This is a genomic window from Aeromonas sp. 75A, assembly GCF_051919425.1.
In the GTDB taxonomy this organism is placed as follows: domain Bacteria; phylum Pseudomonadota; class Gammaproteobacteria; order Enterobacterales; family Aeromonadaceae; genus Aeromonas; species Aeromonas veronii.
In genome coordinates this window covers 2,734,411-2,748,024 of the sequence record NZ_JBQBES010000002.1, presented here as the reverse complement: position 1 = coordinate 2,748,024, position 13,614 = coordinate 2,734,411, and the positions used below count along the sequence as shown (strand labels likewise).

Annotated in this window: 14 protein-coding genes; 8 read left to right on the top strand and 6 right to left on the bottom strand. The window is 60.9% G+C overall.

Annotated elements, in window-relative coordinates; translation table 11 throughout:
* The first annotated feature begins 1 nt into the window (after window position 1).
* Window positions 2-1,105 carry an EAL and HDOD domain-containing protein gene (locus ACTG2T_RS12900; RefSeq protein ID WP_330125478.1) on the top strand — a complete coding sequence of 368 codons (1,104 nt, stop codon included), beginning with the start codon at window positions 2-4 and terminating at the stop codon, window positions 1,103-1,105.
* 65 nt (window positions 1,106-1,170) lie between these two features.
* Window positions 1,171-1,761 carry an HAD family hydrolase gene (locus ACTG2T_RS12895; protein WP_323928197.1) on the top strand — a complete coding sequence of 197 codons (591 nt, stop codon included), beginning with the start codon at window positions 1,171-1,173 and terminating at the stop codon, window positions 1,759-1,761.
* A 133-nt stretch (window positions 1,762-1,894) separates the two neighbouring features.
* On the opposite strand, the gene hfq is transcribed toward ACTG2T_RS12895, so the two are convergent.
* A complete protein-coding gene (gene hfq / locus ACTG2T_RS12890; protein ID WP_005335772.1) occupies window positions 1,895-2,254 on the bottom strand; it encodes an RNA chaperone Hfq in 360 nt (119 codons plus the stop codon).
* A 176-nt stretch (window positions 2,255-2,430) separates the two neighbouring features.
* Between hfq and ACTG2T_RS12885 the strand changes: the two genes are divergently transcribed.
* From ACTG2T_RS12885 to ACTG2T_RS12875, 3 genes are read left to right on the top strand one after another with little or no spacing between them, the layout of a single operon-like run.
* Window positions 2,431-3,702: a paraquat-inducible protein A gene (locus ACTG2T_RS12885; protein ID WP_013723466.1), complete on the top strand. Its 1,272-nt coding sequence runs from the start codon at window positions 2,431-2,433 to the stop codon at window positions 3,700-3,702.
* The gene (gene pqiB, locus ACTG2T_RS12880; RefSeq protein WP_005335774.1) at window positions 3,695-5,344 is read left to right on the top strand and encodes an intermembrane transport protein PqiB; all 1,650 of its coding nucleotides are present in this window, start codon (window positions 3,695-3,697) and stop codon (window positions 5,342-5,344) included. Before ACTG2T_RS12885 ends, pqiB begins: the two co-directional genes overlap by 8 nt.
* The gene (locus tag ACTG2T_RS12875; RefSeq protein ID WP_075116002.1) at window positions 5,341-5,907 is read left to right on the top strand and encodes a PqiC family protein; all 567 of its coding nucleotides are present in this window, start codon (window positions 5,341-5,343) and stop codon (window positions 5,905-5,907) included. Before pqiB ends, ACTG2T_RS12875 begins: the two co-directional genes overlap by 4 nt.
* A gap of 81 nt (window positions 5,908-5,988) precedes the next feature.
* On the opposite strand, the gene rlmD is transcribed toward ACTG2T_RS12875, so the two are convergent.
* On the bottom strand, window positions 5,989-7,341 hold the full coding sequence (gene rlmD, locus ACTG2T_RS12870) for a 23S rRNA (uracil(1939)-C(5))-methyltransferase RlmD (RefSeq protein WP_330125477.1): 1,353 nt from the start codon (window positions 7,339-7,341) through the stop codon (window positions 5,989-5,991).
* Between the two features lie 274 nt (window positions 7,342-7,615).
* Here rlmD and ACTG2T_RS12865 point away from each other — a divergent pair, with 274 nt between their 5' ends.
* Window positions 7,616-9,340 carry a proline--tRNA ligase gene (locus ACTG2T_RS12865; protein ID WP_204478142.1) on the top strand — a complete coding sequence of 575 codons (1,725 nt, stop codon included), beginning with the start codon at window positions 7,616-7,618 and terminating at the stop codon, window positions 9,338-9,340.
* Window positions 9,341-9,433: 93 nt separating this feature from the next.
* Here the strand turns inward: ACTG2T_RS12865 and ACTG2T_RS12860 are convergent, their stop codons facing one another.
* The 3 genes from ACTG2T_RS12860 to ACTG2T_RS12850 all read right to left on the bottom strand — a co-directional run bounded on the left by ACTG2T_RS12860 (window position 9,434) and on the right by ACTG2T_RS12850 (window position 11,320).
* Complete coding sequence (locus ACTG2T_RS12860) at window positions 9,434-10,114, bottom strand: SDR family oxidoreductase (RefSeq protein ID WP_330125476.1); 681 nt, start codon at window positions 10,112-10,114, stop codon at window positions 9,434-9,436.
* A 28-nt stretch (window positions 10,115-10,142) separates the two neighbouring features.
* Entirely contained in the window at window positions 10,143-10,775 is a 633-nt protein-coding gene (locus ACTG2T_RS12855; RefSeq protein ID WP_330125475.1) for a TIGR04219 family outer membrane beta-barrel protein, read from the bottom strand.
* 95 nt (window positions 10,776-10,870) lie between these two features.
* The gene (locus ACTG2T_RS12850; protein ID WP_330125474.1) at window positions 10,871-11,320 is read right to left on the bottom strand and encodes a copper chaperone PCu(A)C; all 450 of its coding nucleotides are present in this window, start codon (window positions 11,318-11,320) and stop codon (window positions 10,871-10,873) included.
* A 90-nt stretch (window positions 11,321-11,410) separates the two neighbouring features.
* Here ACTG2T_RS12850 and ACTG2T_RS12845 point away from each other — a divergent pair, with 90 nt between their 5' ends.
* Window positions 11,411-12,160: an enoyl-CoA hydratase-related protein gene (locus tag ACTG2T_RS12845; RefSeq protein WP_330125473.1), complete on the top strand. Its 750-nt coding sequence runs from the start codon at window positions 11,411-11,413 to the stop codon at window positions 12,158-12,160.
* Window positions 12,161-12,178: 18 nt separating this feature from the next.
* Here the strand turns inward: ACTG2T_RS12845 and ACTG2T_RS12840 are convergent, their stop codons facing one another.
* Entirely contained in the window at window positions 12,179-12,607 is a 429-nt protein-coding gene (locus tag ACTG2T_RS12840; protein ID WP_005335785.1) for a DUF2753 family protein, read from the bottom strand.
* A 283-nt stretch (window positions 12,608-12,890) separates the two neighbouring features.
* On the opposite strand from ACTG2T_RS12840, the gene ACTG2T_RS12835 reads away from it, so the two are divergent.
* On the top strand, window positions 12,891-13,550 hold the full coding sequence (locus tag ACTG2T_RS12835; protein ID WP_330125472.1) for a CatB-related O-acetyltransferase: 660 nt from the start codon (window positions 12,891-12,893) through the stop codon (window positions 13,548-13,550).
* Window positions 13,551-13,614: the final 64 nt, after the last annotated feature.

Here is a 13,614-nt window from a genome sequence, read left to right as displayed (position 1 = left end):
CATGCTGTTGCGTCGCTACCCTATCTTCAATCGTCGCCTGGCTCTGGTGGCCTACGGCATCGACTATCAGCTCAGTTCACCGGCCGAATGGCCTTCACTGGCGCAACATTGCCGCCTGCTGGCGCAGGGGCGTCAATATCTGGTGCCCTTCACCCACGAACAGCTCGATGAACAGCGTCCCATGCTGCTGGATCAGGACGCGATCCCGCTGGTTGAAGCCTCCAGTGAACGCCAGCCCAACTCGTTCCCGGTGCTGGAGCAGTGGCGCGACAGTCGGCGCAGACTGGCGGTACATGGCGCCAACCGGGCCCCACGCTGGCTCGGCGCCAGCCGCCTGCTGGTGTACTGGATGGGAGAAGAGGGGATCTGCCAGCCCACCGAGCACAAGCGGATGGCGCTGAACATCGAAACCTGGGCGGATTTTCTCCCGCTGCGGGAGGCCGGGGTCGACTTCTTTGCCGGCGGCTTTCTCGCCCGTCCCGAGCTGATCAATCAGCGGGCCAACCAGCCCGATATGGCGCTGGTACAACAGATCCTCCAGCTCATCTGCCACGAGGAGTTCTCCTTCACCCAGGTGGCCCGCCTGCTGGAGCAGGATGCCTGGCTGCCCGGCCTGCTGCTCACCTACGTCAACGCCCCCGGCTTCGATCATGCCGCTCCCATCACCTCGGTGCCCCGCGCCCTCTCCTATCTGGGGGAGCAGGAGATCCGCAAGTTCGTGCTGATCAACGGTCTGGCCCGGGTAAGTCAGCACATGCCGGAGGCCTGCACCCGCATGGCCATCGCCCGCGGCCGCTTCTGCGAGTTGATTGCCCTCACCGCCCTCGGTAAAGCGGAGGCAAGCTGGGCCTTTCTGGTGGGACTGGTGCTCGATGGCTCCCTGCTGTCGGAGCCGTTGATGGCCCACCTGCCCAAGAGCGTGCAGCGCGCCATCGAACTGCACGAAGGGCCACTCTTTCATCTATTTCAGCTGGTCAGCACCTATGAACAAGGTAACTGGGCTCTGCTGGAACAGCTTGCCCCCAAATATCAACTCGATCCGGCCCAGCTCACCCCCGTCTATTTTCAGTCACAAATGTGGGGGCAAGCGTTTCTCACCAGCTAGGTGATGGCGAGGCGGGGAGCCACTGGCTAGAATGGGTTCCCTTTTTTCAGAGACTGACCCGCACCATGACGCTTTCCGGATTCCAAGGCCTGGTCTTTGACCTTGATGGCACCCTGGTCGACTCCATGCCGCTGCACCTCGCCGCTTGGGAACATACCGCCCGCGAGTTTGGCTTTCACTTCAATGCCGACTGGTTCTATGAGCTGGGTGGCATGCCGAGCCGCAAGATAGCCCTGCTGGTGGCCCAGGAGCAGCAGCTCCCTCTCGATCCGCTCGAAGTCACCCGCTGCAAGACCGCCCACTATGTTGCCAACCTGCACAAGGCGACCGTCTTTCCCGCCATGCAGGCGCTGGTCGAGCGCTATCATGGCGTCATCCCGATGGGGATCGGCACCGGCTCGCCTCGCGTCAACGCCGAGGCTGTGCTGCGCAACACCGGGCTGGATCGCTATTTCTCCGTGGTGGTCACCGCAGACGATGTGGAGCTGCACAAGCCCAATCCGGACACTTTCCTGCTGGTCGCCAGCAAGCTGGGGGTCGAGCCATCAGGCTGTCTGGTGTTTGAAGATACCGGTATCGGGGTACAGGCCGGAGAGGCAGCGGGTATGCAGACCTGCATGGTCAAAGAGGGTCAACCGGTCGGGATAACCGTGTAGTGCGGAAAAAAATATCGCCCTGCAAGGGGCGATAACCGGAACCGGCTCTCATACGGGACATGAATGAAAAATGAGAGCAGGTTCCGTCAGCCGCTGACGCAGGGCGCGTCAACGGGGAGTGTGAGGCAGACGATTACTCGTTGTTGCCGCCGCCCTGATTGTCGTCATAACGACCCGGCGCACCGTGGGGGCGCGGCGCCATGGAGACACGCGGCTTGCGAGCACGCTGGATATTCACCTGCGGACGGCCGGTGTGCATGGCGATGGTGGAGATCTTGGCCTTGTAGACCAGCTGCTGGTTACCATGAGCATCGGTCAGCAGCACGCTGTACTGGTCAAACCCGCTGATGGTGCCTTCCAGCTTGATGCCGCTCACCAGAAAAATAGCGACCTGACTGCGGTTCTTGCGCAACCAGTTGAGGGCAGAATCTTGCCCGTTCCCGAGGGAGAAGGCTTGCTCAATCGTGGAGTAGCTGGGGGATTCAGTTGTCATAAATTATTGTCCCGCGGAAAAAAAGTGGCGTTTGATTGTGCTAAATGGGCACTGGCTTGTCAAAGTCATTCTCACTCCCGCCAGCAATAGCGGCCTCCGGGGGCTGGTCGCTGACCAGCACAACTGCGATAATCGCCAGCTCTGGCTCTACCACGGGCCTTATCTGGGGTTTTATCTTGCATCCGGTTTCACACCAACACCACACCACCTATGTCCATGATGCCACTGCCTGCGAAGAGTGTGACCTGCTGATACCGGCCACACCGCTCGAGGTGGGACAGGCCAGCTGCTGCCCCCGTTGCGGACACACCCTGAGTCGCCACCTGCCACAGCAGGAGTTACGGCCGATCTCCTACGGGTTCGCGGCACTCATCATGTTCGTGCTCGCCAATGCCTTTACCTTTATGTCCTTCTCGGCCAAAGGGGTGGGCCAGGAGATGACCTTTTTGCAGAGCATCACCACCCTGGTGGATGAGGGCTATCTGTTTCTCGGCGCAGTACTGAGCCTGACCCTGATCGGCCTGCCGCTGGTCTATATGGGATCCATCATGCTGGTGCTGTGGCGGGTCGATAAAGATCTGCACAGCAATGCTCTGCGCTCCCTCGGCCGTCTGCTCTGCCGGATCAAACCCTGGCTGATGGTGGATGTCTTTCTGGTGGGGGTGCTCATCTCGCTGGTCAAGCTGATGGGGATGGCCGACATCAAGATGGGGCTGTCATTCTGGGCTTTCGTCGGTTACACCGTGCTGCTCATCAAGATGATCTCCTCGCTGGATCAGATGTGGCTGTGGCAGCGGCTGTTCGGCCCAACCGAGTCACGGGATATCGACCCGGAAGCGGGTGCGCTGGAATCAGGTCTGGTGGGCTGCCATATCTGTGGCGCCCTGAGCGAGGTGGGCAGCCACAGCTGCTCCCGCTGCGGCGGCAAGCTGCATGCGCGCAAGCCGGGCGGCCTGAACCGCACCTGGGCGCTGCTGTTTACCTCCGCCATTCTCTACATTCCGGCCAACGTCTATCCCATCATGGATACGGTGTTTCTCGGTGATGACAGCCCCTCCACCATCCTCGGCGGTGTGGTGCTGCTCTGGGCCATGGGCTCCTACCCCATAGCGGCGGTGATCTTTTTCGCCAGCGTGGTGGTGCCGCTGGTGAAAATACTGGCGCTATTCTGGCTTTGCTATATGGTGCAGCGCGGCAATGTCACCTCCCCCCTCGGCAAGCTCAAACTCTATCGCATGACCGAATTTGTCGGACGCTGGTCGATGATCGACGTCTTCGTGGTGGCCATTCTGGCGGGCCTGATCCGGCTCGACAATCTGATGACCATCTACCCCGGCCCTGCGGCCGTCGCATTTGCTGGTGTGGTGCTGATCACCATGGTCGCCGCCATGAGTTTCGACTCCCGCCTGATCTGGGATTTACAACAAGGAGAACGCGAACGTGAGTGAGCGTAAAAAAAGGTGGAAACCGGGCTCTGACTTTCTGAGCTCTGCCGCCGCAATCTGGATGGTGCCCTTGCTGGCGCTGTTCATCGGTCTCTGGATGCTGTTCCAGCACTGGTACTCCCAGGGCCCCAGTTTCACCCTGACAGTCGCCACTGCCGAGGGCATAGTCGCTGGCAAGACGGTGATCCGCTCCCGCGAAGTGGACGTCGGCCGCATCGAAGCCGTCGAGCTGAGCGATGACTATAGCCATGCCGTGCTGAAAGGACGGCTGACCAATGCCGCCTCCGGCATGCTGCGCGGTGACAGCCAGTTCTGGGTGGTCAAGCCCAGAGTGGGCCGTGAAGGGGTATCGGGTCTGAGCACCCTGCTCTCCGGCGCCTATATCGAGCTCGCCCCCGGCAAGAAAGGTCGGGCGCGGGACGAGTACGCCATGCTCGACAAACCACCGCTCGCCTCCCTCGATGCCAAGGGGCTGCGTCTCACCCTCAGCAGTCGCGACACCCGCGCGCTGGGGGAAGGCTCCCCCATCAACTATCAGGGCTTCACCATAGGTCAGGTGGAAGAGGCGAAGTTCCTGCCGGAAAAGAGCGAGATGCAGTATCAAATCTTCATCCACGCCCCCTATGACATTCTGGTGAGCAGCAACTCCCGCTTCTGGATGACCCCGGGCTTCGAGGTCTCCATGAGCAGCGAGGGGATGAAGGTGAAGATGGATTCGCTGGAGAGCCTGATCGATGGCGGCATCACCATGGGTCTGCCACCCGGCTGGGCGCCTGGCGAGCCGGTCAAACAGATGGAAGGGTTCACCCTGTTCCAGGATGAGGCGAGCGTGCTGGCCGGTAGTCTGGATCAGTTCATCGACTACGTCTTCCTGTTCGATGACAACGTGGGTGGCCTGCACCCGGGCGCGGCGGTGCAGTATCGGGGCATTCGGGTCGGTACCGTCATCTCCGCCCCCTACCTCATCGAGGACAAGGGCGTGCAGATCTTCAAGAGCCGCCAGATCCCGGTGCTGGCCCGCATCGAGGTGCAGCGCCTCTCCCACCGCTATGCCAAGGCGGAGAAGGATCAGTGGCGTGCCCTGTTCGGCAAGCAGTTCAAGGAGGGGTTGCGTGCCAGCCTCAAGACCTCGAGCCTGCTGACTGGCGGCAAGATCATCGACCTCAACTTCTATCCGGACGCGCCACGTTTCGAACAGGCCAAGCTGGCCGGTTATCAGGTCTTCCCCACCGTGCAGGGCGGGCTGGATCAGATCGAGCGCAAGGTGAACCTCATCCTCGACAAGTTTGTCGACATGGACATGGCAACCACCCTGACCAAGGTCAACGGGTCACTCACCACCCTGGATGGCACCCTGAAGAACATCAGTGCAGTCAGCGCCAACCTGAACAAGCTCACTGCCAAGGATTCCACCCAGCAGCTGCCGGCCTCGCTCAACGAGAGCCTCAAGCAGTTGCAGGAGACCTTGCAGGCCTATGACGCCCAATCGCAGACCAATCAGGATCTGCGTCAGTCGGTGCAGACCCTCAATCAGTTGATGCGCGAACTGCAGCCGCTGGTGCACTCCCTCAACGAGCAGCCCAGCTCGCTGATCTTCGATCGCGCGCATCCATCGGACCCTGAGCCCAAGCGAGGCAAACAATGAAAAAAGAGATCCTGACGCTGGCCCTGCTGGGCCTGCTGGCGGGTTGCAGCAGCCAACCAAGTCTGCACTACTACTCGCTCGATGCCGATAGTCAGCAACCCGTGACGGCCCCGGCCCAACCGCAGCACCAGTTGGTGCTGCGCCCGGTGGCGCTGGCCAGCCAGCTCGACCGGATCAGTCTGGTCTATCAGCTGGAAGGGCAAGAGCTCCACTTCACCGAGTACCATCGCTGGGCCGGTGCGCTGGACGATCAGCTCAACCAGCTCACCCTCAATGGCCTCTCCACCCGCCTGCCGGGCTGGGTGGTGCGACAGGATGGCGCCCGCAAGGGGCCGGTGCTGACCATTCTGGTTGAGCGCTTTCAGGGCCGTCATGACGGCAGCGCCGTGCTGAGCGGACGCTGGCGCCTGCTGGCGGAAGATGGCACCGTGCTGCGCGATGCCCCCTTCCGTCAGGAGCGGGTACTGCCGGCCGATGGCTACAACGCACTGGTGAACGAGCTGGGTCAGGGCTGGCAACAGCTGCTCGACCAGATTGCCGCCGAGGTGCGCAAGCAGGGTTGAGCACATCAACCTGCGAGTATCAGATAGAAAAAAACGACGCCAGCTGGCGTCGTTTTTTTATGGGCAAGAATCAGGGGCGACTTATGCCTTGGCGGGCAGGCTCAGGCGAGCTACCGCTTCCACATGCATGGAGTGCGGGAACATATCGACCGGCTGCACTTCGTCCAGCACGAAGCCTTGCTTGACCAGCCAGGCAAGGTCGCGGGCCAGGGTCTGCGGGTTGCAGGAGACATAGACCAGACGGCGGGGCGCCATAGCGACCAGGGTCTGCAGCACCGCCTTGTCACAGCCTTTGCGGGGCGGATCCATCACCACCACGTCAGCGGTCACGCCCTGCGCGTGCAGCTCGGGCATCAGCAGCTCGGCCTTGCCGACGTGGAATTCGGTGTGCTCGATGCCGTTGAGGGCGGCGTTGCGACGGGCATCGCTGATGGCGCTCTCCACCGACTCGATCCCGACGACCTTGGCGGCCTTACCAGCCAGGAACAGGGAGATGGTGCCGATACCGCAATAGATGTCGAACACTGTCTCGTTACCGGTCAGCTCGGCATACTCGAGGGCGCTAGAGTAGAGCACATCGGTCTGGGTCGGGTTGTTCTGGAAAAAGGAGAGCGGCGAGATCTCGAACTCGAGCTCGTGGATCTTGTCGCGGATCACCCCTTCGCCGAGCAGCACCCGGTTGGTCGCGCCCAGAATGCGGTTGGTACGCTCGTTGTTGATGTTCTGCACCAGAGTAGTAACCGGCAGATCGCTCAGAGCTGCCAACAGTTCGGCTTCGAACGGCAGCTCCTCGCCCAGGGTCACCAGCACCACCATCAGTTCGCCGCTCTTGAAGCCCTTGCGGGTCATCAGGTTGCGCACGCAGCCGCTGTGGTTTACTTCGTCATAGGCGGCGATGTCGTGCTCGCGCATCCAGTTGCGCACCCGGGCGTTGAGCTCGACGTGTAGCGGATCCTGCACCGCACAGTCATCGGCGGTGATGAGATCGTGAGAATGCTTGCGATAAAAACCGATCTCGGCACCGGCGTCACAGCCACGCACCGCATATTGCGCCTTGTTGCGATAGGCGAACGGGCTTTCCATGCCAAGGATATCCTTGACCGGGGTGTCACCCAGCCCGGCCTGTTCCAGTGCGCTCTGCACCAGTGCCTGCTTGAGCTTGAGCTGGGCCGGATAGGCCAGCGGACGAACCTGACAGCCACCACACTCGGTGTTGGGGCAGAAATCGGCAACCCGATCGGCAGAGGGCTGGAGCAGCTCGGCAACCTTGCCGTGCAGATAGTTCGGCTTGACCTCGGTCAGCTCCACCAGCGCCTGCTCACCGGGCAGCAGACCTTCGACAAACAGGGGGCGATCGAACAGGCGTCCTTTGCCATCTCCTTTGTCGGTCAGTTCCAGGATCTCGATCTGGTGTTGATGTCCCACTAACGGCATGAGCGGCTCCAAAAGTACTAAAAATGGGGGGTGATGAACGCGGCAGAGCCATGCCCATCAAGAAAAGGTGGCAGAGTTTAGCGGAGATCCGGCCAAATTGCAGGCATAAAAAGCCTGCTTGTTGCAATGGTCATTACCCCAGGCTATCTGCCGGGCGTGGCCACCTTTCGGGCTGCGGCAAATTTAGCCCTTGGGCCATAACGCCCAGCCTGTTAAAATTCCGCCCTTGAAATTATCCTGGGCCCCGCGCCCGTTCTAGCTAAGGTCTACCGCGATGCGTACCAGCCAATATCTGCTTTCCACTCTCAAGGAAACCCCCTCCGACGCTGAAGTTGTCAGCCACCAGCTGATGCTGCGCGCCGGGATGATCCGTAAACTGGCCTCCGGCATGTATGCCTGGTTGCCAACCGGTCTGCGGGTACTGAAGAAAATCGAGAACATTGTTCGCGAAGAGATGAACAATGCTGGTGCCGTCGAAGTCTCCATGCCGGTGGTACAACCCGCCGAGCTGTGGCAGGAGTCCGGCCGCTGGGATGACTACGGTCCCGAGCTGTGCCGTCTGACCGACCGTCACAACCGTCCCTTCGTGCTGGGCCCGACCCACGAAGAGGTGATCACTGCGCTGGTGCGTTACGAAGTGAACAGCTACAAGCAGCTGCCGCTCAACCTCTACCAGATCCAGACCAAATTCCGCGACGAAGTACGCCCCCGTTTCGGCGTGATGCGCGGCCGCGAATTCCTGATGAAGGATGCCTACTCCTTCCACATCGACAAAGAGTCTCTGGTCGATACCTACGAGAAGATGCACGCCGCCTACTGCAAGGCGTTCACCCGCATGGGTCTGAACTTCCGTCCGGTACAGGCCGATACCGGCTCCATCGGTGGTACCGGTTCCCACGAATTCCAGGTGCTGGCCGAGAGCGGTGAAGACTTGATCGCCTTCTCCGACAGCTCCGATTACGCCGCCAACATCGAGATGGCCGAAGCGCTGGCACCGGCTGGTGAGCGCGCTGCCGCCACCGCAGCCCTGACCAAGGTTGCCACCCCGAACGTACACACCATTGACGAAGTGGCTGCCTTCCTGAACGTGGCACCGACCGCCATTGCCAAGACTCTGCTGGTACTGGCAGAGGAAGATGAGCACGGCAAGCAGGCCGTAATCGCGCTGGTACTGCGTGGCGACCACGAACTGAACGAAATCAAGGCAGAGAAACTGGCTGGCGTGGCCAACCCGCTGACCTTCGCCAACGACGAGCAGATTAAAGCGGCCGCCGGTTGCGATGCAGGCTCGATCGGCCCGGTCGGCTTTGCCGGTCGCATCATCGTCGATCGCAGCGCCGCCCATCTGGCGGACTTCGTCTGCGGCGCCAACGAGACCGGCTTCCACCTGACCGGTGCCAACTGGGATCGTGACATCGCTACCTACGAAGTTGCCGACCTGCGCAACGTGGTGGAAGGCGACCCGAGCCCGTGCGGCCAGGGCAAGCTGCTGCTCAAGCGCGGTATTGAAGTGGGCCACATCTTCCAGCTGGGTACCAAGTACTCCGAAGCGATGAAGGCGAGCGTGCTGAACGAAGCTGGCAAGTCCGTCACCATGGAGATGGGTTGCTACGGGATCGGGGTTTCCCGTCTGGTAGCTGCCGCCATCGAGCAGAACAACGACCAGTACGGCATCATCTGGCCGGACGCCATCGCTCCGTTCGAAGTGGCCATCGTGCCGATGAACATGCACAAGTCCGAACGCGTGGCCGAGCAGGCACAACAGTTCTACGCCGAGCTGAAAGCCGCTGGTGTGGACGTGCTGTTCGACGACCGTAAAGAGCGCCCGGGCGTGATGTTCGCCGACATGGAGCTGCTGGGCATCCCGCACGCCATCGTCATCGGCGATCGCGGTCTGGACAACGGCGTGGTGGAGTACAAGTGCCGCCGCACCGGCGAGAAGCAGGAAGTGGCCATCAGCGACATCGTCGCCATGCTCAAGGCCAAGCTGGGCCGTTAATTCCGCCCCCCTTACCTGAATAGAAAAGCGCGCCATTTGGCGCGCTTTTTGTTTCCGTATTCTGACGACGGCAACCGGATGGCGGGTTTCGCCTCAGGGATTGCGACCGATAAAGAGATCGGTCACGTGGCAACTGCTTCTGGCTTCCAGCGCGTCGAGCATATAGGCCGCCGCATCTTCCGGGGTCATGAAGCCGCTCGGGTCCACATGATCCGAGTTATCCCAGAATTCGCTGCGGATCCCGCTCGGGTAGAGGTTGACCAGCCGCAGTGGCGAGCTTTTCAGCTCGGCGCGCAAGGATTCGAGAAAGCCGCGCATCCCCCATTTGGAGGCGCAGTAGAGGCTCTCGTTGGCCTTGCCCACCTGCGCGGCGGAGGAGAGCACATTGGCCAGCACTCCGCCCTTGTCGCCGATAAGCCGCACCGTCTGCTGGGCCACCAGAATGGTGGAGATGAGATTGCTCTCCACCACCCGGCGGATCTGCTCGGCGGTGTAGACACCGACCGGGCCGAACTCGCCAACCCCGGCGCAGTGGATCACCATCTCGGGCAGGCCGCCCCACTCGACGGCTGCGGCAAAGGCCATCTCCACCTCTTCATGGTGCGCCAGATCGGCCGCGATGCCGATCACCGCGCTGCCGAGTAGTTGTTCCTGCTCCTGCAGCCGCTGATAACGGCGCCCCATCATGGCAACCCGATGGCCCCGCTCAACCAGCCCTGCGGTCAAGGCGCGGCCCAGACCGGAACCGGCCCCCGTCACTATGATGTAGCCCATTACTTCTCCTTGTCGTCAGACGCTCAGATTAGAAGGTGAATTCGCCGCCCATGAACCAGCCGTCGATACGCTGGTCGACGTTGTCGAAGTCCACATTAGCTTCACGCCAGCCGGCACGCAGCTTGATCGGCATGGAGGAGAACTTGTAGGAACCACCCAGACGGTAGTCATAGTTGTCCGCATCGTGAGTGCGCAGATCGCCGAAGAAGGCGATGCCAGTGCCCGGGATCTTCACTTCGCTGCCGGCATAGGCCATCAGGGTATCTTCGTCATAACCCTTGCGACCGGAGTAGACCTGCTCGCCATCGTAGTGACGACCGGTCATACCCAGATCGATCTTGAACAGATCGTTGTTGAACAGACGGTAGTAGAGGCTCAGATCGTAGGCGGTCAGATCGTTTTTGAAGTTGCCGCCGGAGGTGCTGAAATCGGAGACTTCAAACTTGGCGTTCGGCAGGAAGATGATGCCGTGTTCCAGTTGCAGATAGCCGTTCCAGTTGTAGCTGTCGTCATAGCTGCCATCAGCACTGGTGCCATAAGCCTGACCACTGCCCTTGGCGGCCCATACATCGGCACCGGCGGCAAAACGCCAGTCGTCAGCGGCCATGGCACTCTGGCTGCACAGAGCCAGCACAAAACCGGCAATCAGCGTCTTTTTCATTACGTCACTTCCTCTTGCATACATGGAAAAGAGCACTATTTTACTCGGTGCAGCCAAAATACCCAGCGTCAATCCTGAACAAACGACGACAAATGTCAGTGCTTCATATGCTGCATCTCTGCCATCGGCTCAATCGGCTTCACCGGCAGTGACAGATCCAGCTTTTGACCATCGTCCATGGTGAGGGTGAGCGGGAAAGGGGTCTGCTCGGAGAGCGTGCCCACCTCGAACAACATGATGTGCAGGCTGCCCGGTTTCAGCACCGCTTCGCCCTTGGCCGGGATCTCGATATTCTCGACCTGACGCATCTTCATCACACCATTTTCGTGCAGGTGAGTGTGCAGCTCGGCACGCCCGGCCGCAGCAGAAGCCGCCGCCACCAGCTTGACCGGCTGGTCGGCGTCATTCTTCAGCACCATAAAGGCGGCAGTGTTGGGGGAGCCCGGCGGCAACAGGCGCACATAGCCGTCGACGGCCTCGACCTTGGCCAGTGCAGGCACAGTCATCCCCAGAACCAGCAGAGAATAAAACGCACGTTTAAACATGGTTGAAATCCTTTTATGATGTTGTTAAACGGCGCCAAGGTTACCCCAGCAGCAACCTTTTTTGCACCTTTCAATAACAAGGATTTAGACATGGCCCCCATTCTCATTGCCGAGCAGCAGGATGGCTTGCTCACCCTGACCCTCAACCGCCCCGACAAACGCAACGCTCTCAATACCGAGCTGTATAAGCAACTGGTGGCAGTGCTGCGAGAGGCGGCTGCCGATGAGGAGGTGCATGTCCTGCTGTTGCAGGGGCAGCAGGATTGCTTTACCGCGGGCAATGATCTGGTCGACTTTATGGGCAAGAGCGCGCTGGAGCCCGACGACCCCATCCTGCAGTTCCTCCACACCCTGGCCGACTTCCCCAAACCCGTGATCGCCGCCGTTGCAGGCCCGGCGGTGGGAATTGGTACCACCATTCTGCTGCACTGCGATCTGGTCTATCTGGCGGATAACGCCCGCTTGCTGCTCCCCTTTGTCGAGCTGGGACTGGTGCCGGAGTTTGCCTCCAGCCTGCTGCTGCCGCGTCTGGTGGGGCACCTCAAGGCAGCCGAGCTGTTGCTGCTGGCCGAGACGATTGATGCCGAGGAGGCGCTGCGACTCGGGCTCGCCAACAAGGTGGTGGCGGCCGATGGATTGCTCCCCTTTGCCCGCGAGCAGGGACTGAAGCTGGCTGCCAAACCGCCCAGATCGCTGCAAAAGAGCAAGGCGCTGCTGAAACAGGAGCTCAAACAAGCAGTGCACTTTGTCATCGATTTGGAGGCGCGCGCCTTCGCCCAGGCACTGCAAGGGGAAGAGGCGCAACAGCGCATCGCCCAGAAACTCAAACGGCGGAGCTGAGCTGCCGCTCAACGCCAGTCAGTTGAGTCGAAAACGGCCGATCAGCTCGCAGCCCTGTACCTTGTCCTGTAACTGGATCAGCCGGGCAATTTCCGGATTGGGGTGACGCTTGAGAAACGCGAGCAGGGCACCGCGACAGCAACCCAGCTCGCTGATCAGCGCCTCGCACTCCCGGTTCGGGCATTGTGGCACCAGCGCAGTCACCAGCTCGGAGGCAAGCTTCAGGTAGCGCAGCTCGTAAGTCGGCTCATCCATCGCCCGCCAGAAGTCGGCCAACCGGTGACAGGTGGCGACCCGCATGGTGGCCAGTTCGGTCAACTCGACCTGGGTCATCTCGTAAACATCCCCCAGCGCCTGCTGATAAAAGCAGATCGCCGCCCCCAGCGAACCGGCCTGCCAGGCACGCTCCGCCTCCAGCATGTATCGTTGCCAACTTTGCGGTGTCATCTCGCTCTCCCGAGTCCGTCATGGTGGGAGTGTTATCATGGCTAATTGAGAATAAATATCAACCAGAGGGTTAGTGCAGGATCTCTCATCACCTTGGCAAAGCATGTGCCCGACCTTATGATCGTGCCCTTCCCCCTCTTTTGGAGCACACCACAATGCGACCACGCCTCCCGCAGATGCTGGGCTGCTCCCTGCTCTGCGTGCCCCGCATGCTGGTCTGGATCTATTAGCTGCGCTCACGCGAACGCAACCCATCCGATCCATTCAGCAAAGGAGTACCAATATGAGCACCTGCCAACACTGGTCGCAGGTCGAATACCTGCACCTGACGGTGACCAACCCCAATATCTGCCTCAAAGGGCAGCACAGCTACTACTCGGGTGCCTGGGATGGCCCCTTCGAAGAGGTGGCGGTGCGCTACCTCCATGGCGATCCCTTCAGCCGCAGCCCGGAAACCGGCTGGGAGCCGCTCTGGCATATCGACCGGCTCCATATCGGCGACTATGTGCAGATTGCCGCCGGGGTAAAGATCATCATGGGTGGCAACCACACCCACAACACGTCCTTCATCAGCACCTATCCGTTCGCCGATCTGGCGGCGCTCAAGCGCAGCTACCGCCCCGCAGGCGATACCCGCATCGGCAACGATGTCTGGATCGGCATGGAGGCGATGATCATGCCCGGCGTCACCATCGGCGACGGCGCCATCATCGCCGCCCGTTCGCTGGTCAATCAGGATGTGCCGCCCTATGCCATGGTGGCGGGCATCCCGGCCAGGGTGGTGCGGATGCGCTTTGGCGAGGAGGAAATTGCCCGGCTACAGGCCCTCGCCTGGTGGGATTGGCTGGATCAACAGGTCAACGATCTGCTACCGCTGATCCAGCAAGGTGACGTCGCCCTGCTTGAGCAGGCGGCTGCCCGCTGGGCGGAGCGCCATGAGTGACCACCGCTAACCAGTAGCTGACAGCATACGGGCGACCCCGGGGTCGCCCTCTTTTATCTCCGGC